Origin of the sequence: Endozoicomonas sp. 8E (assembly GCF_032883915.1) — a bacterium.
GTDB lineage: Bacteria > Pseudomonadota > Gammaproteobacteria > Pseudomonadales > Endozoicomonadaceae > Endozoicomonas_A.
The window spans coordinates 2044995-2063761 of record NZ_CP120717.1 but is presented as its reverse complement, the minus strand read 5'-3'; the positions used below and the strand labels follow the sequence as shown (position 1 = coordinate 2063761).

17 protein-coding genes are annotated in these 18767 nt (G+C 47.3%); 8 read left to right on the top strand and 9 right to left on the bottom strand.

Features of this window, described 5'->3' with window-relative positions; all coding sequences use genetic code 11:
* Positions 1-4: 4 nt before the first annotated feature.
* From P6910_RS07595 to P6910_RS07585, 3 genes are all read right to left on the bottom strand, one after another.
* Positions 5-859, bottom strand: a complete 855-nt coding sequence (locus P6910_RS07595) for a hypothetical protein (RefSeq protein WP_317145663.1) — start codon at positions 857-859, stop codon at positions 5-7.
* Positions 860-1099: 240 nt separating this feature from the next.
* Positions 1100-2830: a WD40 repeat domain-containing protein gene (locus tag P6910_RS07590; RefSeq protein WP_317145662.1), complete on the bottom strand. Its 1731-nt coding sequence runs from the start codon at positions 2828-2830 to the stop codon at positions 1100-1102.
* A 605-nt stretch (positions 2831-3435) separates the two neighbouring features.
* On the bottom strand, positions 3436-3771 hold the full coding sequence (locus P6910_RS07585) for a PBPRA1643 family SWIM/SEC-C metal-binding motif protein (RefSeq protein ID WP_317145661.1): 336 nt from the start codon (positions 3769-3771) through the stop codon (positions 3436-3438).
* Between the two features lie 433 nt (positions 3772-4204).
* Between P6910_RS07585 and P6910_RS07580 the strand changes: the two genes are divergently transcribed.
* From P6910_RS07580 to P6910_RS07545, 8 genes are all read left to right on the top strand, one after another.
* A complete protein-coding gene (locus tag P6910_RS07580) occupies positions 4205-5206 on the top strand; it encodes an ArsJ-associated glyceraldehyde-3-phosphate dehydrogenase (protein ID WP_317145660.1) in 1002 nt (333 codons plus the stop codon).
* A gap of 72 nt (positions 5207-5278) precedes the next feature.
* Positions 5279-6055 (top strand): metalloregulator ArsR/SmtB family transcription factor, encoded by a 777-nt coding sequence (locus tag P6910_RS07575; RefSeq protein WP_317145659.1) that lies wholly within the window; start codon positions 5279-5281, stop codon positions 6053-6055.
* On the top strand, positions 6055-7290 hold the full coding sequence (arsJ, locus tag P6910_RS07570) for an organoarsenical effux MFS transporter ArsJ (protein ID WP_317145658.1): 1236 nt from the start codon (positions 6055-6057) through the stop codon (positions 7288-7290). The genes P6910_RS07575 and arsJ overlap by 1 nt, the downstream gene beginning before the upstream one ends.
* A gap of 242 nt (positions 7291-7532) precedes the next feature.
* The gene (fkpA, locus tag P6910_RS07565) at positions 7533-8312 is read left to right on the top strand and encodes an FKBP-type peptidyl-prolyl cis-trans isomerase (RefSeq protein WP_317145657.1); all 780 of its coding nucleotides are present in this window, start codon (positions 7533-7535) and stop codon (positions 8310-8312) included.
* A 207-nt stretch (positions 8313-8519) separates the two neighbouring features.
* A complete protein-coding gene (locus tag P6910_RS07560) occupies positions 8520-10532 on the top strand; it encodes an amidase (protein WP_317145656.1) in 2013 nt (670 codons plus the stop codon).
* Between the two features lie 215 nt (positions 10533-10747).
* The gene (locus P6910_RS07555) at positions 10748-12739 is read left to right on the top strand and encodes an amidase (protein ID WP_317145655.1); all 1992 of its coding nucleotides are present in this window, start codon (positions 10748-10750) and stop codon (positions 12737-12739) included.
* Between the two features lie 102 nt (positions 12740-12841).
* The gene (locus P6910_RS07550) at positions 12842-13924 is read left to right on the top strand and encodes an SbmA/BacA-like family transporter (protein WP_317145654.1); all 1083 of its coding nucleotides are present in this window, start codon (positions 12842-12844) and stop codon (positions 13922-13924) included.
* Between the two features lie 143 nt (positions 13925-14067).
* Positions 14068-14544, top strand: a complete 477-nt coding sequence (locus P6910_RS07545) for an RING finger domain-containing protein (protein ID WP_317145653.1) — start codon at positions 14068-14070, stop codon at positions 14542-14544.
* Between the two features lie 212 nt (positions 14545-14756).
* On the opposite strand, the gene P6910_RS07540 is transcribed toward P6910_RS07545, so the two are convergent.
* Genes P6910_RS07540 through P6910_RS07515 form a run of 6 tightly spaced genes read right to left on the bottom strand, consistent with a single transcriptional unit; the run spans position 14757 to position 18759 of the window.
* Positions 14757-15338: a PqiC family protein gene (locus P6910_RS07540; RefSeq protein ID WP_317145652.1), complete on the bottom strand. Its 582-nt coding sequence runs from the start codon at positions 15336-15338 to the stop codon at positions 14757-14759.
* Between the two features lie 4 nt (positions 15339-15342).
* A complete protein-coding gene (locus P6910_RS07535) occupies positions 15343-16314 on the bottom strand; it encodes an MlaD family protein (protein ID WP_317145651.1) in 972 nt (323 codons plus the stop codon).
* A 57-nt stretch (positions 16315-16371) separates the two neighbouring features.
* Positions 16372-17190 (bottom strand): ABC transporter ATP-binding protein, encoded by an 819-nt coding sequence (locus P6910_RS07530; RefSeq protein WP_317145650.1) that lies wholly within the window; start codon positions 17188-17190, stop codon positions 16372-16374.
* 2 nt (positions 17191-17192) lie between these two features.
* Complete coding sequence (locus P6910_RS07525; RefSeq protein ID WP_317145649.1) at positions 17193-18314, bottom strand: ABC transporter permease; 1122 nt, start codon at positions 18312-18314, stop codon at positions 17193-17195.
* On the bottom strand, positions 18283-18441 hold the full coding sequence (locus P6910_RS07520; protein WP_317145648.1) for a hypothetical protein: 159 nt from the start codon (positions 18439-18441) through the stop codon (positions 18283-18285). Before P6910_RS07520 ends, P6910_RS07525 begins: the two co-directional genes overlap by 32 nt.
* Positions 18442-18477: 36 nt before the next feature.
* Positions 18478-18759: a hypothetical protein gene (locus P6910_RS07515; RefSeq protein WP_317145647.1), complete on the bottom strand. Its 282-nt coding sequence runs from the start codon at positions 18757-18759 to the stop codon at positions 18478-18480.
* Between the last annotated feature and the right edge of the window lie 8 nt (positions 18760-18767).

Below are 18767 nucleotides of genomic sequence, written 5' to 3'. Positions count from 1 at the left end.
TTAGTCACGAAATATCATCAATCCCCTGCAGGGCTGCCTGTAAGTCGACTAACTGCCCCTTTACTTTTTGATAAGTTTCATAGATTTTGATGGTTTCTTGCAGTCTGACATCATCCTCAAGTGACCTTCTGTCTGGATCATAAATAGCTGCAGCATCTTCTGCCAACTCCAATGTCTTCATTAATTCCGCGCAAATACTGACGTTACTGAGTGATTTGGGTGTAGGGCCAGACTCAGGCTGGCGATTGACAGCCTGACTGCCATGATCCCCTGCAGACTGCGCACTAACAGTATCCACCTGCTTGTTCAGTTGCGCCCTGTGGTATGCGACTGTTGACTTTTTTACGGTACCGCGACGCATAGCCATGGCGTAGTTAATTACGTCCCGGGCGGCTTCCGAATCGATATCCACCCGGGGGACGTAAGTTTCCCATTTACGGCTGATTTTCAAACACTCAAGTCGTAATTCGATAATCGCGTCGGTCAGCTGTGTTTTTTTTTCCTGACGTGCAGCAAGCTCAACCGACAGATTGCATTCTGTTGAACTCTCAGGGGCCTTTGCCTCTGGGGCCCTCGCTGCTGCCTTTGCATCTTTCTCCCGAACACCAACCAGAAAAGGGGAATCCTCAGGCACCTCAGGAAAGGTAATGGTGCACTCGTCCAGTTTTTTGGGTGCAGCATTTTGCTGTCTGTCGGAAGGAATATAGGGAATAACATGTTTCGGCACGACAGGTAGTGTGTCAGTTATAGAATCATCGTCGTCTGGATCACGATTCAGGACTTCATGTGCAGCCGCCATCAGGTCTTGCATGAAAGCCTCATGACCAGGAATGGCCAAAACGGGAAAATCGGGTACCATATAATCACCACATAACCACCATGAAAAACATTTACTCCCAGAAAAAATGCCGAGAATAACTGACAGAACCACCAGAAATTTCCTGAAATTCACACTATACCCTCCAAAGGATATGCAGCCTTCAGAGTAGACCAACCTGTAAACTCTGGTTCCCAAGCTTTCAGACCCTGAGGGTTCCTGCGTGGGGAATACAAAACCCTATTATGAAATTAAACAACCACAAAAGGTGATAACAAAAAATCAATTACCCATCCTTATTTCAGTGATTTTCACCGTCTGATCATCACTGGCGGTTACCACATAGCGACCATCGTTACTGAAGGCAGCTGAGTTGACTGCATCCTGATGCGAAATGGACGCTTTCTCTACCCATGTTCCATCGATCTCCTGACCAATGATTTTTGCCGTTTTATCATTACTCGCGGTCACAACATGGCGACCATCATTGCTGAAGATGGCTGAATTGACCTTGTCGTCATGAGCAATGGAAGCTTTTTCTTTCCAGACTCCATCGGCATTCAGACCATAGATTTTCACCGTTTTATCATAGCTGGCGGTCACCACATGGCGACTATCGGCACTGAAAGTAGCCGATATCACCGTCTTCTGATGCATAATGTAAGCTTTTTGTTTCCATGATCCGTCGGCCTTCTGACCATAGATTTCTGCCACACCATCTTTACTGGCAGTTACCACGTGAATGCCATCGGGGCTGAAGATAGCTGAGTTGACCCGAAGACGATGGCGAATGTCAGCCTTTTCTTGCCAGCATTCATCGTCCATCTGGCCGAAGATTTTCACCGTGTCATAGCAGGCGGAGGTGGCGGATATGAATAAATCCATAGCGTCCAGAAGTATTTGACCGACGGTCACCAGATGAGTGTCATCGGGGCTGAAGAAGGCTGTGTGGAGATGACTGTGGTGGGGAATAGTGTCTTTGAGCAGCCATGATCCATCGTCCTCCCGGCAATAGATCCTCAACTTATTATCAGTAGCAGCGGTTATCACATAGCGTCCATCAGCGCTGAAGGTGGCTGAGCTTACCGAATTTCCATGGTCAATGCTGGCTTTTGGTACCCAGGATCCGTCGGCCTTCAGGCCATAGATTTTCGCCGTGCAATCTTCACTGGCGGTCACCAAAAAAGCGCCATCGGGACTGAAGCTGGCTGAATTGACCCTGAGCCCATGAATAATGGTATGTTTTGCTTCCCAGGAACCATCAGCCTGCTGACCATAGATTTTCACTGAGCCATCATCACTGGCGGTGACCAGATGATTACCATCGCTGCTGAAGGCGGCTGAATTGATAAAAGCAGTATGAGGAATGTTAGCTTTTACATCCCATGATCCAATGATGTCCTGACCAGAAATTTTCGCTATGTTATGACCGTTAGACGCTGTCTTGGTCACCAGATGGTGGTCATCAGCGCTGAAGGTGGCTGATTTAACCCGGTCGCCATGAGAAATCTCGCCTTTTTCAACTAATTCAAATGTTTTACATTTAGACATCAGTTCACTCATGGTGAAATAGAAAATAGCAACAAATTCATTACTCTCCCGACGCGCAATAAGTGACTTGATTAGCGCCTTATCATTCGTAAACCGTCCCAACCAATCCTGAAGCTGGTTGTCGTCTTTTGCACTGACGATTGTTTCCAGTCGCGCCTGATGTGCCGAAGGAAACCGCTCATACCAGGCTTTTGCCAGAACATCACCGTCTTTGATAGCATTTTTGAGGTTGGAGCATGTCCGCTTTAAAAGGGTTGCAGCTGGAAGATCCAAAGAGTCAATGATTTTATACTTCAATTCTAAGGGCATTTGCTCCAAAAAAGATTCACACTGGCCAGATGCATTAACGTCTCTGCCCATACCGATACCGGTTGGCGGCTCTGATTGAGATCGCCCTGAAGGTGTCTGTATTGAATCGACAATTTTGGAATTGTCATTTATTTGCCTAATTTCTGGTGTCATTTCCAGCTCCTCTAAAATTTGTATTGGTCCTTATTTTGAAACGACGTTAAAAGTGGATACGGCAGGTTGGACACGGATTTGGAATAAAAGTTCATACTGTGTTGGTAATGGCAACCAACAGTGCTTCTGTCTTTCATCACACACTGGGCGGCGCCGCTTAGCGCCAGCTCACTCCGCTACAGATTCCGGGCTTCGTTAATCAATAACAGTCTGCACAGGTCCAAATCAGCGAAGTCGATGATCCGCTGGAAAAGATAAATTAACTCCAGAATCACCATTCGTTATAAATGCTTGCAGCTCCACAGATGCCAGAGTTACAAAACGATGGTGCAATAATCAAGGTGGGGGAGAGAGGGGAGTCCGCCAGCAGCTTTGTTCACTTCCGAAATATCCATATCAGTCTGGCTCTGGCGTACAACTTTTAACTTGGAAACCTGCCTGGAACAATGGTTCAGACCATTTCAGCCATTTAATGAAACGGTCCTTCAGCCGGGTGCTCAGCGATGGCCGGTGGCAAATGAACTACCACCAGGAAACCAACAGAGCCTTTTGAATTGGAAGCCGCCTGAAAAGTCGGGCAGGTTCTTATTTAGCGCAGTGCCAGGCTACGATCGGCCACAGCACTTCTTGTATTTCTTACCGCTACCACAAATACAAGGATCGTTGCGACCCGGTGTTTTTTCTACCACCCTGGTGGTTGGCAGGTTCTTCAATAACTCCAGATCAGAGACGTCTTCCTGCTTCTCTTCATCAATCTCAATGGTGTAAAACCAACCATTCTCTTCAAAAATGGCCGACAACTCCTGCTCACGCTCTTCATTCTGAACAACCACGCTGGCAGGATTTTTCTCAGTACCCAGCCTGGCTGTTTTCTTACGCTCGAAACCCCGGTTGTGTTTATCCGCAAGGTTCATCAGACGGTTGCCTTCGGCATAAAGCATAGGTAGCCCACCACATTTGATCGTAAATTCTGTATCCGCACCCGATAACTTCTGAGCAGGGATAGCCAGTAAAACCGACGTAATCTACTGGATTTGAAAGGATTTAGCCAGAAGTCTGATGATTTTTTAGTCAAATTGCCCATTACCCGGCTTCCGGGAGCATCGGGCTCACACCTGCGAGCCCCGATCAACAGCTCAAGAATGCCACCAGTGAAAACCGGGTCTATCCTTTCATCCATAACCGCTATCTCTATAGAAACCTGCTATCAAGAATTTTTTAGCCATGCAAACCCAACTTAAGTCCTGCAGGTAGAATGACTGAAATTAATGTTCGGTGCTTGACACCTCTTCTTTTATATTTGATTATCCGCATATTCAGATATAAAAGCTTATTCTTCAATTTATAAGCCAACCTTGAAGCAGTGAGGTCATCATGGCAGTAAAAGTAGGTATTAATGGTTTTGGCCGAATCGGCCGTCTGGTGCTGCGTGCAGCTTTTGACTGGCCAGAACTGGAGTTTGTCAGAATCAACGATGTAGCAGGCAGTGCCCCAACCCTGGCTCACCTGCTGGAGTTTGATTCTGTCCAGGGTCGCTGGTCGCGCAATATTTCGGCGACTGACAACCGCATTAACATTGATGGCAGGACAATCACCTGCAGTCAGATAAAAGAGATAGACGACCTGGACTGGTCAGACTGCGATGTGGTTATTGACGGCACCGGCGTTCACAAGAAAACCTCAATCCTGCAAAAATACCTCAACCAGGGCGTCAAGCGTGTGGTTGTAACCGCTCCTGTCAAAGAAGAAGGGGTTCTGAACGCCGTTATGGGTGTTAACGATCACCTGTTCGATCCCGAAACACACCGGATTGTAACGGCTGCATCCTGCACCACTAACTGTCTGGCACCTGTCGTAAAAATTATTCACGAGAACCTGGGCATTGTTCGTGGCAGCATGACGACTATTCACGACATCACCAACACCCAGACCATTCTGGATGCTCCGCACAAGGATCTTCGTCGAGCCAGAGCCTGCGGTATGTCACTGATTCCAACCACCACTGGCTCTGCAACAGCCATCACCCAGATCTTTCCGGAATTGAAGGGCAAGCTGAACGGCCATGCTGTTCGTGTGCCTCTGGCCAACGCTTCTCTGACCGATGTGGTGTTTGAAGTGGAAAAAGACACCCATATCGAAGAAGTGAACAGTCTGCTTAAGTCAGCGGCAGAAAATGAACTGGAAGGCATTCTCGGTTACGAGGACAGGCCCCTGGTGTCTATTGATTATCTGGGCGATACCCGCTCCAGCATTGTGGATGCGCTCTCAACCATGGTGGTCAATGATCGAATGGTGAAAATCTACGCTTGGTACGACAATGAGATGGGTTATTCAGTCAGAACGGCTGAACTGGCCAGAAAAGTCGGGTTAGCCTGATTGGCCGGGTGAATTTCAAACCCGGCCCTGAGCCGACCAAACCCAGTGTTATACGACGGACATTTATTACCGATGACGCCACTGCTTTCTATCTTGTTTCTCTGTACCGGAAACTCGGCCCGTTCCCAGCTGGCAGAAGCTATCTTTCGCAATATGGCCGATGATGACTTCAGAGTTTTCAGTGCCGGAACCCAGCCTCAGATTATTGATGAAAGGGTCTTTCAGACGCTCAAAAAACGGGGCATTTCTGCTGACGGCCTGACAAGCAAAAATCTGGAGGATCTCGATGAACAGCATTTTGATTATGTCATCACCCTGTGTGATAACGCCAAGAACGAATGTGCTCACTACCCTCAATCGGACGCGCTGTTACACTGGGATCTGGCAGACCCCAGACAACAGGAAGGTCTAAGCCCGTTTGAAACCACTGCTGACATTCTGGAGGGACAAATCAAACTGTTTCTCCAGCTGAATACCCCTGATGTTATCAAAAATGATTCCAATCCAGCCGATTTTTTCAAGCTGCTTTCTGATAATACACGACTGCGTATTCTTATGTTAATTGAGGATGAACATGAGCTTTGCGTCAATGATCTGGTAGAAGCCCTTCAGGAAAGTCAGTCCAAGATTTCCCGCCATCTGGCACAGATGCGTACTTTAAAAGTGCTCAGCTCCCATCGCCGTGCCCAGAACATTTTCTATCGCCTCAATCCCAATCTTCCGCCCTGGATGAAGCTGATTCTGGCGGTAACAAGAACCGGCCAGCCGGACTTTATTAATCTGGAAAAAATCCGCCTGAAAGCACAGGCTTCAGACAGCAGCAGAACAGCAGAAGTCGGGAAAGAGTAATGTTAAAGAATCTGTCGTATGACCTCAGACAGTATTTGCTGGTGACGTTCAATTACTGGAATTTCACTCTGACCGATGGCGCCCTCCGAATGCTGGTGGTACTGCATTTTTACAGTCTCGGCTATCAGTCTCTGGAAATAGCCATGCTGTTTCTGTTCTATGAGTTCTTCGGTGTCGTAACCAACCTGGTCGGTGGCTGGCTGGCGTCCAGACTGGGATTGAACCGCACGATGAACTTCGGCCTTGGCCTGCAGATTTTTGCTTTGTTGTTGCTTACCGTACCTTCCCAGTGGTTGTCAGTGCCGCTGGTCATGTTTGCCCAGGCCCTTTCAGGTATTGCCAAAGACCTCAATAAAATGAGTGCCAAAACATCCATCAAAAAACTGGTCAATAGCGAACAACAGGGTAAGTTGTACCAATGGGTCGCTATCCTGACAGGATCAAAAAATGCTCTGAAAGGAGCTGGCTTCTTTCTGGGTGGTGCGCTCTTATCATTGATTGGCTTCAGAAATACACTGTTTGCTATGGCAACGGTTCTGGCTCTGGTTCTTATTATGAGTCTGATCTGGCTGAACCGGGACATCGGCAAGTCCAGAGCGAAAGCGAAATTTATTCATATATTTTCTGACAACCGCGCCATCAACATCCTCTCAGCAGCCAGAATGTTTCTGTTTGGCTCCCGGGATGTCTGGTTTGTCATTGCCCTGCCGGTCTATCTCTCTGGTGTCTTTGGATGGAGTCACTCTGAAACCGGTGGCTTTATGGCCCTTTGGGTGATGGGTTATGGTTTTGTGCAAGGGCTGGCGCCACGAATTACCGGCAATGAAAGTGACTCCCCTCCCGGACGCAGATCTGCCACTGTCTGGGCAGCAACACTGTTATTATCCGCAATAGCTGTTGCCCTGGGCATCCAGTTGGAATGGCATCCTGAGCTGACTATCATTGCCGGACTGCTGGTGTTTGGAGCCATCTTCGCTATTAACTCCTCACTGCATTCATATCTGATTGTCAGCTATGCCCGGGAGGATGGGGCTTCCATGGATGTGGGATTCTATTATATGGCCAATGCCATAGGTCGACTGACGGGTACCGTATTGTCAGGATGGCTGTTCCAGTTGGGTGGACTGACTATCTGCCTCTGGGTATCCAGCCTGTTTGTTGCCTTGACCACATTGATCTCCCTTGGCCTGCCGAGGCTCCATCCTCATGCTGCCTCTCCCGCTAACAAGCTTTAAGAAACAGGCTGAATCCATAAAAATATGTACAATTGTACCAATAAAGCCGGTAATTTCGTCAACACCCAGTTTGAAAAGGTCAAGAGAGTGTCAGAACCCACAAAAAAAGCTCTGAAAAGTTCAATTACTATAATCCCTGTGCCATTATTCAATATTTAATCATCAGGATAGGGTTCTCCCTGTCTTTTCCGGGTCTAAGCCCTTGACTGGCAGGACTTTGACCAACCCATTGGAGAAAAATAGTGAAAAAGGTTCTCAAAGTAACCGCGTTGGCCGCAGTAGTTGCTCTTGCCGCAGGTTGTAAGGACGGCGCTCAACCCGTTACTGAAGAAGTCAAGCTGGAATCCCCTGAGCAGAAAGCCGCCTACGCTATGGGGGCTTCGCTGGGCAACTACGCAGATCAAACCCTCAAGCAGCAGGAAGAAATGGGTATCATCATTGACCGTGAACTGCTCAAGAAAGGATTTATGGAAGCACTGAATGGCGAGAGTAAGCTGAACGATGAAGAGATTCGCACCGCTCTGCAGGGTCACGAAGAGCGTATCCGCCCCATCATTGAGAAAAAGGTTCAGGAGCGTCTGGACGAAGACCGCAAGAAGGGTGAAGACTTCCTGAAAGAAAACGCCAAGAGAGAAGGCGTGAAAACCACTGATTCAGGTTTGCAGTACGAAGTGATTGAAGCCGGTGAAGAAGGTGCAGCAAGACCGGGCCCTGAAGACCAGGTCACCGTTCACTATACGGGCACCCTGATAGATGGCACCGTTTTCGACAGCAGTGTTGAGCGTGGCCAGCCAGCCACCTTCCCTCTGAACGGCGTGATCAAAGGCTGGCAGGAAGGTCTGCAATTGATGCCGAAAGGCTCCAAATACAAGCTGTATATTCCAGCTGAACTGGGGTACGGTGATCAGGCTGCGGGGTCTATCCCACCAGCCTCTACACTGATTTTCGAAGTTGAACTGCTGGATATCGCTGACGACAATGATAAAACCAAAAATGACAAAAACAACACTGACAAGAAGTAATTTCTGACTATCGTTTTCAATCAGTCAAAAGGGCCGGAGATCTTCCGGCCTTTTTTATGGTCAACCCAAAGCCTTGCGAGAAAAATCCGGGTTAAAAAATGAGTACAGGTCGACACCAAAGAGAGTCTGAAACGTTTCTGGCTCCCGTTAATCTATACTGGGCTACTGCTGAGAAAATTGTCAAAGAAACTCTATTGAGGAACTACAATGCAGCGTTCAGGTGTGGCTCTTGTATTCACTCTTCTTCTGGTGGCGGCCGTTAGTTATGGCTATGTCTTATCCGACCCTGTTCTTATTGAGATTGATCATCGTACCGGGCAAAAGCCTTATATCACCAGGGACTATTATCCTGACTGGCTGAGTTCTTCAGAAAGCCTTTCCGGACTTCGGCTGTCCTATACCCGACATTGGCTAGTGGGTCATAGGAGTACCAATGAACAGATTGAGTTCATCAAAAGTCAGTTGTTCATCAGCGGCATAAACCCTGAAGATCCTGAGCTTTTCACTGAGGCAGAATTATCAGCACTCAATGCAGGTATTTCGGGCAGGCCTGAACGGCAACCTTTTGAAGAGGCTCCTGCTGAAGAGGCTTCTTCTGGAGAGGCTCCTTCTTCAGACAGTGGCTCTCGCGACAGTCCAACTGTCAGGATATCCGAACTTTTTGATCGTGCCGGTTGCATTGATAACATTCAACAATTGTTTGCAGAACAAAAACTAACCCCATCCAGGTTGGTTGAAGATATTTTTCTCTGGTACGAAAAAAAGCTGCCAGAAAGCATGAAGGATGTGCTGATTGAGCAAGACAAAGATCTGGCAATGCAAGAAGCTGAATTCTCAGATCGGCGATGGCTAAAGTGTATCTCAGAATACCGGGGGGTTATTGAAGAGTGTAAAAAACAGCGGATTATCGGTGAGCTGGAAGGCATTCCAATTGCCGTAAAATCAGAAGTTAATGTTGCAAGGTATTACCCAACCGCAGGCGTTTATCGCAGAGAAATGGTCTATCATTCGCCATTTAACAAGGTGTATCAAGATAGTGAATCTGAAGTGGTCAGATTGTTAAGGAGTGAGGGTATTATTATTCTGGGGTTAACCCATCAACATATTTTTGGGCTTGGGACAACGGGAGAAAATCCTCAATACCCCAAGATCTCTAATCGATTCAGTCCTTCTCATATCCCGGGTGGATCATCAAGTGGCAGTGCCCTGATGGTTGCCCTTGGCCTGTCACCGCTAACAGTAGGTACTGATAGTGGAGGGTCTGTAGCCATTCCTGCCTCATTAAATGGTTTACCTGGTCTTAAACCCACCACAGACAAACTGTCCACCAAAAATTATGACATCGCAGCGCCGGGTCTGACGGCTATTGGACTTATTGGTGAACGTTTTAAAGATATTGCCCTCGGTTATCAGGTTTCAAGCGGACGTCATCCCACCCTTCAGGTGGCTGAGGTTTTGAAGACCCTCAAAATAGGTCTTGATCCTGAGTGGCTTGAACATGCAGATAAAGAAGTTTCAGAGAAGACATTTGAATGTCTTGACCGACTGGCAACCAGACTTAAAAAACGCCAAAGTCGCAAAGACAGCCTCTTCGTCAGAATGCAATTTATGCCTGAAAACTTCAGAAAACGGCTCTGGGCGACACATATGATCCTGTTTGGGCACGGGGTAGCGGAGAGAAAATTCAAATTTATGGACTCAGGCTTAATACCGTATGAAACTCAAGTTGCTCTGTTGATGGGCAAGGCTCTGTCTTATGAACACGTCCAGCGAGCTAAACAAAACCAGAGAGACTTGGCCGTTCATTTTGAAAAAAATATATTTTCAAAGGTTGATGTTATCGCAATGCCTACGACCTTAACGCCTGCTAAAGCCAAATTGAAACACTGGCTAACAAATACAGACGGCGAGTTGAATTTTGCCACTGCGTATCTTCTGGCATTCAATACTTCGCTGGCCAACCTGACAGGCAGCCCAAGGGTAACGATTCCCTGCGGCTTTAATCATGAAAATCTGCCTTTTGGTCTCCAGCTAATGGGTGCTATTGATAGTGAATACCTGTTGCTTGCACTTGGCCATTTGCTTGAGCAGGAGATGGATGGAGAACTCAGAAAACAGGCGGATAGCAACACGTTTTTGAAAGGCTTTAAACCCTATCAAAAACCATCCCCTGATGATGGTGGCAGTGTGCCTTATAAAGTCAGGAAAGGAGATTTGTAGCTATTGTGAACAGGCTGAAAGTGGCTGCCGCACCATGATGGTCAAAATTCCTTTCGCAGCACGACTGCTTCCGCTGGCGTCAAGCCAAGAGTTTTGCGACACCCTCGTTTGGGCGAGGGCATACGGCGAAAATGCTAAATTGGCTCAGACTCCAGGTGTTCTATACTGGGCTCCTGTTGAAAAAATTGTCAATGATAGTCTATTGAGGAACTGTAATGCGGCGTTCAGGTGTAGCTCTTGTAATCACTCTTTTTATGATGGCAACCGGTAGTTATGGCTATGACTTATCTGACCCTACTCTTGTTGATATTTATAACCCTTACCGGCAAAAGCCTTATATTTCCAGAGACTATTACCCAGACTGGCTAAGTTCTTCACAAAACCTTTCCGGATTCCAGCTATCCTTTATCCGAAGTTGGGTAGTGGGTCATGGGAGCATTGATCAACAGATTGAGTTCGTCAAAAGTCAGTTGGCCATGAGTGGCATAAACCCTGAAGATCCTGTGCTTTTCTCTGAGGCAGAATTGACAGCTCTCAATGCAGGTATTCCGGACAAGCCAGAACGGACATCTTTTGAAGAGACGCCTTCTGAAGAGGCGCCTGTTGAAGAGGCTCCTTCTTCAGATAGAGGCTCCCGTGGCAACCCAACTGCCAGGATATCCGAACTTTTTGATCATGCCGGTGGCATTGATGACATTCAGCAATTGTTTGCAGAACAAAAACTAACCCCTTCCAGGCTGGTTGAAAATATTTATGACTGGTACGAAAAAAAACTGCCAGAAAGCATGGAGGATGTGTTGATTGAGCGAAACAAAGATCTGGCCATGCGTTCGGCCAGGGCCTCCGATCAGCGATGGCTAAAGTGTATTTCAGCGTACAGCGGGGTTATTGAAGCGTGTAAAAAGCAACGGATTATCAGCGAGTTGGAAGGTATTCCTATTGCCGTAAAATCAGAAGTCAATGTTGCAGGCTATTTCGCGACCGCTGGCGTTAATCGTAAAAAAATAGCTGACCAATCGCTTTTTCCCATTATCACTGAAGAGACTGAATCTGAAGTGGTACGATTGTTAAAGCGTGAGGGTGTTATTATCCTGGGGCTAACCAATCAACACCTTTTCGGGCTTGGAGCAACGGGAGAAAACCCTCACTTTCCCGGGATCTCTAATCGATTCAGTTCTTCCCATGTCGCGGGTGGATCATCCAGTGGCAGTGCCCTGATGGTTGCCCTTGGCCTGTCACCTTTAACTGTAGGGACTGATGGTGGTGGATCTGTCTCTATTCCAGCCTCATTGAATGGTTTACCCGGTCTCAAACCTACGTCTGACAAGCTGTCCACCAAAAATTATATCAACTCTGAGTTAGACATGGTGGCTATTGGACTCATTGGTAACCGTTTTAAAGATATTGCTCTTGGCTATCAGGTTTCAAGCGGACGTCATCCCACCCTTCAAGTAGCTGAGGCTTTGAAGACTCTAAAAATAGGCCTTGATCCTGATTGGCTTGAACATGCAGACAAAGAAGTTTCAGAGAAAACATTTGAATGTCTTGACCGATTAGGAACCCGACTTAAAAAACTGCAAAATCGCAAAGACAATATATTCGTCAAAATGCAATTTACTTCTGAGAATTTCAGAAAACGGCTCTGGGCAACCCATATAATCCTGTTTGGGAGCTGGGCAGCGGAGGGGAATCTCAAGTTTTTGGGCAAAGGCATACCTTATGAAACTGAAATGGCCCTGTTAATGGGCAAAGCTCTGTCTAATGAGCAAGCCGAGCGAGCCAGACAGAACCAGAAAATGCTGGCAGATCACTTTGAAAAAAATATATTCTCAAAGGTTGATGTTATTGCAATGCCAACGACCTTAACACCTGCTACGGCCAAATTGACCCACTGGCTACCAAATACCGCTGGCGAGTTGAATTTAGCCATTGCTTACCTTCTGGCATTTAATACTTCACTGGCCAACATGACAGGAAGTCCCAGGGTGACCATTCCCTGCGGCTTTAATCATGAAAACCTGCCTTTTGGCCTTCAGTTAATGGGAGCAATTGATAGCGAATATCTGCTGCTTGCCATTGGCAGTTTGCTTGAGCAGGAGATGGCTGAAGAACTCAGGAAAAAGGCGGAGAGCAACAGGTTTTTGAAAGGTTTTAAACCCTATGAAAAGCCATCCCCTGACGCTGGTGTACCTCATGAAGATTTATAGCTTTTGTAAACAGACTGATAGCGGCTGCTGCACTAAATAATGAACCTTCCGAATCCTCGACTGTCAAAAGTTATATACACAATGCAGTAGAGGAGTGCAGGGATGCTGAAGTGCTTTTTCTTGTCAAAACACTGGGCTATGTGGGCCTGGGGAGGGCTTGCCGCCCTGCTGACCTCTATATTTATTGAAGTCAGCATGATGGTCAGAATGAATGAATGGTATGGCGAGATGTGGAATATGATGCAGCTGGCCAAACCTGAAACCATTGACCGTTTCTGGGAACTGATTCTTTTATTCTGCGCCATAGTTTTTCCCTATATTTTACTGAGAACCCTTTCAAGCTTCCTTTCACAGCACTTTTGCTTCCGCTGGCGGCAGGCCATGACCCTGGCTTACCTACCCTTCTGGCAAAAAGTAGATAGCGATGTTGAAGGCGCCTCCCAACGCTTACAGGAAGATCCTCAGCGTTTTGCCAGAGTCACCGAACTGCTGGCCCTTGGACTGTTTCGCTCCATTCTGACATTGATCGCTTTTATCCCCATTCTCTGGACGCTCAGTGAGGAAATTTGTGGCAAGCTGGCGGACTGGCTCAACAGCCCGGCTTTTACGGAGAGCTATGATAAAATTCCGCTATCCCTGAAAGGCATGGAAATCATGAGTCAGATACCTGGTTCCCTGCTCTGGTTTTCCTGCCTGTTGTCTTTCAGCGCCGTCATCATCTCCTACGCTGTGGGCATTCGCCTGCCTGACCTTGAATACAACAACCAGAAAGTCGAAGCCCGCTTCAGAAAACAGCTGGTTTATGCTGAAGACGATAAAACCTACGCCAACACTCCAACGCTGCTGGAGCTGTTTACAGGACTGCGTTTGAACTATTTTCGACTGTTTCTCAACCACTCCTACTTTTCACTCTGGCAGAACTTCTTTTTTCAGTTTGTGTCCATTGCCGACCTGATGGTCATTGGTCCGGGTGTTATTTACGGCATCATCCTGATGGGGACTTTAAACAGAGTGTCCCACGCATTTAGCAGTGTTTCAGACAGCCTTTCCTACTTTACTGAAAACTGGGCAAACGTCACTGAGTTGTTATCCATTATTAAACGCCTGAGAGAGTTTGAAGTGAATATCGGTTATCGTTCTGAATCGGGGTCATCCGGACTGTTTAAAACTCAATACAAATCTTAACTCTGCACTCGCGTTGCTCTGGCTCCTACATCCATGCGCAGCAAATTGGTCGGCCTTCTGGATATTTCCGGGTCGTTTAATATCCTTCATGACTAAAGCATCGGCCACACTTCAGAAAGCAAATCTATCACGGGCTTAATAATATGAAAATTAATATAATCAGACATTTTTTAATTCTTCTAATTATTTTTTTTATCCCAAATGAGGTATCTGCTCAATCAATTTGCCCTATTTGTCTTGAAATATTGCACGATGAGGATAAAAGTATGTCTTTATGCTGTCAGCATGAATTTCATGATTATTGTATTTTACGTTGGAATAAAAGAGAAAAAAAAGAGACATGCCCAGTATGCAGAAAGGAACTAATCTATCACCATGATTTACATATTTTAAAAAGTCATGACTTATGCAGAAAAGTTCCTTACATTAAAATTGAAATCACACCCCACCTTTGCTCTTTTTCTGAACTTTACTCTGTTAGATCAAGAGTAGATGAGGTTTTATCTGTAATCTTAAAACAAGAAATTGATATGAGATTGGAAGAAGAAATTGAACGCTTAAGATTGAAGATCATTAATTTACATCTTGTTGACGATGATGACGATGATGACGATTTGTGAAAGCATTACAGTCGTTTATACAAGTCAATTTCACACAAAGTACAAGCTGTCTCAATCCGGTCTCCATAAAACACCAAAAGTGGCCTCTTTGCAACTTACCCTTGCTTTATCGACCTGCTTTTCTGGGCGTTAGACTGCTGCCAAACTGTCCGACTACAAAAAGAAATCGCTGGAAGGAAAAAAGCCACCAATGATAACAAATCAACAACTCTTCACTGCTGTGCAACAATACCCTTCTCTATTCGCTGACTCAGATCAGCCAGTAAATAGCTGAAGCTTTCAACCCATTGCTCAGGAGTGCTTCCTTTTGGGAGATTTCTGGTTAACCTGACGGTGCGAAATTCAACGCTTGCCTGTTTTTTAAGGAGGGTAAAACTGGCATCCAGCTCCATATTATTGCCAGACCAGGCCAGATTATTAATGTTAACTGACACTGCAATATCAGGTGCCTGACTCCTCAACCAAGGTCCAGCCTGAATATCAGAATGAGGAAACAATGCCATCAGATTCAAGGTCAGGGTACGTGTTATGGCATCCTGTAGAGGTTCACCCCAACGCTTATTATCGAAGCGGATAAGTTTGTATCCCCCGTCGTTTATAATCAGACCAGATCGATCCATCCAGCCCGGGATCCTGGCCGGAGCCACTCCGATTGACGACACGGTACTGTGGCCGGACTCCCTTTCGACTACCGGCTTCAGAGTGTAGTACTGAAAAGGTCTGACGTGACTCGCGCAGGCTGACATAAGAAACACGGCAATCAGAGGCAGTAACCATTTAACATTACTTTTCATGATATTACTCCCCTGTATCTCTGCCCAACAACACTGAGCCTGGCTGTTCTTCCAACAACTCTGCGAGCTCCCTGACAGCATCTGCCGAGCGACTGATATCTTTACTGCTGCGGTCCAATTGATACATCAGTGGCGAGTCAGGTGCCACGGTATCACTCAGTTCCATTGTCGTTTGCTCCAGTGCTTTCAGGGTAGCTTCTACAGAGGATAAGACCTCACTTACCTGGCCAAGCGTTTTTGGCAGTTCTCTTTCAATAGCCTGAGACATCTGGTTCATGCTATCAGCCATAGGAACAAATTCATCCCTGATGTCTGACATGCTTTTAGCCATATCCTCTGACATGGCTCCAAACTGCGCAAAAGCCTTATTGAGTTTTGTCGGCATCTGCTGAAATGCCTGACTGCTACTGATGGTATTCAGGTTGTGGGCAATACTTTTCAGGTCAGCTATGAGCGCAGGCAGGTTCATTTCGTCCAGATCTTGAGTAATGGTTTCAAAATCAGTGGGCACCGTCGGGAGCTGAGGGTATTGTGTGGAGACAGGAATTGTTCGCGCACTGGTCTTATAGAAGTCCACTTCGACGTACAACAACCCTGTGAGAAGACTCTGGGTTTTCAGCTTGGCTGCCAGTCCCCGGAACACCAGTTGCTTCATGATATCTTCAGGAACTTTTCCTCCCTTGCCGACAACCATGTCCGGATAGATATCGATCATCACCGTATTTAATAACTCTTCCTTGTCCACATAAAGCTGGGTGCGGATATCCGTGACTTCACCAATTTTGACCCCTCGCAGCGTAACAGGAGCTCCAATATTCAGACCCATAACACTACTGTCGTAGATCAGCTCATAACGCTCTTTACTGTGACTGGAGTAACTGCCCTGACCTACAAACATGGCAAGACCCACTGTCAGTCCGATCATGGTGATCACGAACAGGCCGGCAAAAATGGAGTACCTTTTTTTATTCATCATCCTCTTTCCCCGGAAGTCTGTTGAAGACTCTTATCAGGAGCCCGCTGAAGGCTCTTATCAGGAGCCCGCTGAAGGCTCTTTTAAGGAGCCCCGCTGAAGGCTCTGCCCTCGGGACAGGAAGTCTCTGACCAGGGGCTGAGAGCTGTGATTCAGCATATAGGACGGAGCCCCCGTATCCAGCTGTGTTTTAGTCTGCGCATCGAGAAATACGCCATTGGAGCCTATGGCAAAAATACTTTCCAGTTCATGGGTTACAATCACAATCGTTACTCCCAGTGACTGACTGAGTTGAAGAATCAGATCATCCAGTCGCCTGGCACTGAGAGGATCAAGACCGGCTGACGGCTCATCGAAAAACAGCACGTCAGGGTCCAGAGCCATAGCCCTGGCCAGACCGGCACGCTTGGCCATACCACCACTGATTTGTGACGGATAATAGTTTTCGTAGCCCGCCAACCCGACCAGAGCCATCTTGTAACGCACCAGATCGAATATTTCTGCCGGTTTCATCCGGGTATATTGGGTAAGAGGAAAACCGACATTCTCTGCCAAAGTCATGGCACTGAACAGGGCACCACTCTGATAAGTGACTCCCCATCGCTTTCGCATTTCCAGCTGCTGGTTGTCTGTGGCAGAAAAATAGTCCCGCCCCTCATAGGCAATGGTTCCGGCGGCTGGCTGATACAGTCCGATCATGTGCTTGAGCAAAGTGCTTTTGCCACAACCACTACCTCCCATGATCACAAATACATCGCCTTTGTAAACCTTGAAGTTCAGGTCCTGCTGTATAAGGTTGCTGCCGTATTTCATAGTCAGCTGGCTGACTTCTATTGCTGCGCTTGTTTTATCTGTAGTTTGGGGACCTGGCTGCTCCATTATCAAATACCCAACTGGAAATAGAGAATATTCAGACCTGCATCCGCAACCACAAGATAGACAATGGCAGTAACCACCGCCGTAGTGGTTGCCTTACCGACTGCCGCAGAAGAGCGGCCACAGGCCAGTCCGGCCTGACACCCGGCAAAACTGATCAAAATAGCGAACACCAGACTTTTAAATAAGCCTGTCATCACATCGGCCATGGCAAAGGAACCGGAAAGCTGATGAAAATACTGGGTGAAAGTGATATCCATACTGAGAGCCACAGCCGAGCCTCCCAGCATTCCCAGCACATCGCTATAAAGCGTCAACAATGGCATGGCCACAATAAGGGCCAGCATTCTCGGAAGCACCAGATAATCAACAGTCTTGATGCCCAGCGTGGTAAGAGCATCAACCTCTTCATTGACCTGCATCGTTCCCAGCTGTGCGGCGTAGGCAGCCCCTGTTCGCCCGGCCATGATGATAGCGGTCATCAAAGCTCCCATTTCCCGCACCATACCGATACCCACCAGATCAGCCACGTAAACTTCAGCACCAAACTGTCGTAACTGGACTGTCCCCAGGTAGGCCAGAATCATGCCTACCAGAAAGCTCAGTAAGGTCACGATGGGTAATGCCGCTGGCCCGGTCTGATGCAAAAACTGAAAAAAATCACCAGGTCTGACATCGCTGCGCAACCTGAACATTCTGATTATTCCGAGCGTGATATCGCCCAGAAAAAGAACAAAATTTTCCAGCCACTGACCCCCCCCTTTCGTCAGGGATTGCAGTGACTGCAATGAAAAAAAGGTCTTTTTAGTCGAGAAGTTTCGCACAGGAACTGCGATGGCCAACCGATGAAGGTTCTGGGCATCTTCCGGCAACCCGGAGAGCATCAGCTTTATATTATTACTATCACAGTGTCGTTGAAGCTTGAGCAACCAGGCACAAAACAGCGAATCCCATTGAAAGGAAGCGTCGGTCAGGAGATCAAGCGTCTGAAGGTCTCCTGAAGCCAGTTCAGGAAATAACTGCACAGCATCAGGTAACGGCTGATACCGGTCCCAACTACCGGACAGGATCGCACTCATGTATTCTGGATTAACGTTATGCGCTATCTTGAAATCGGGTGATGCCATCGACTCTGGAAGCACTGAAAAAATGAGCCACAAGCATATAGACAAAAACGAACCGGGTAAATATGCCTGTGGCAGGCTTTACCCGGCTCATCAGCTCATTCAGCGCCAGTTCGGGCCGCTCAAACATTATTATTTCATTGACGTATAAAATACCCTCTCGCTCTCACGCTCTGAGGCAGTCGCAAAACTCCAACAGCTCGTTCCCACGCTCTGAGGTCGTCATTCCCGCGAAGGCGGGAATCCAGCGCCAACGGTGGATCTCTGCCTTCTCGGGGATGACAAGGCCAAGGGGGGGCACCGGGCAGTATGGTTCTGGTGGTGAGTCAGTGTGGATTCCCGCCTTCGCGGGAATGACGAGAATGAAGCTGGGAATGACGGGAGTCAACTCGTTCCCACGCTGGGACCCAGAGGGCCTGAAAGCATGGGAACCAGAGTTTTGCGACACCCTCGCTC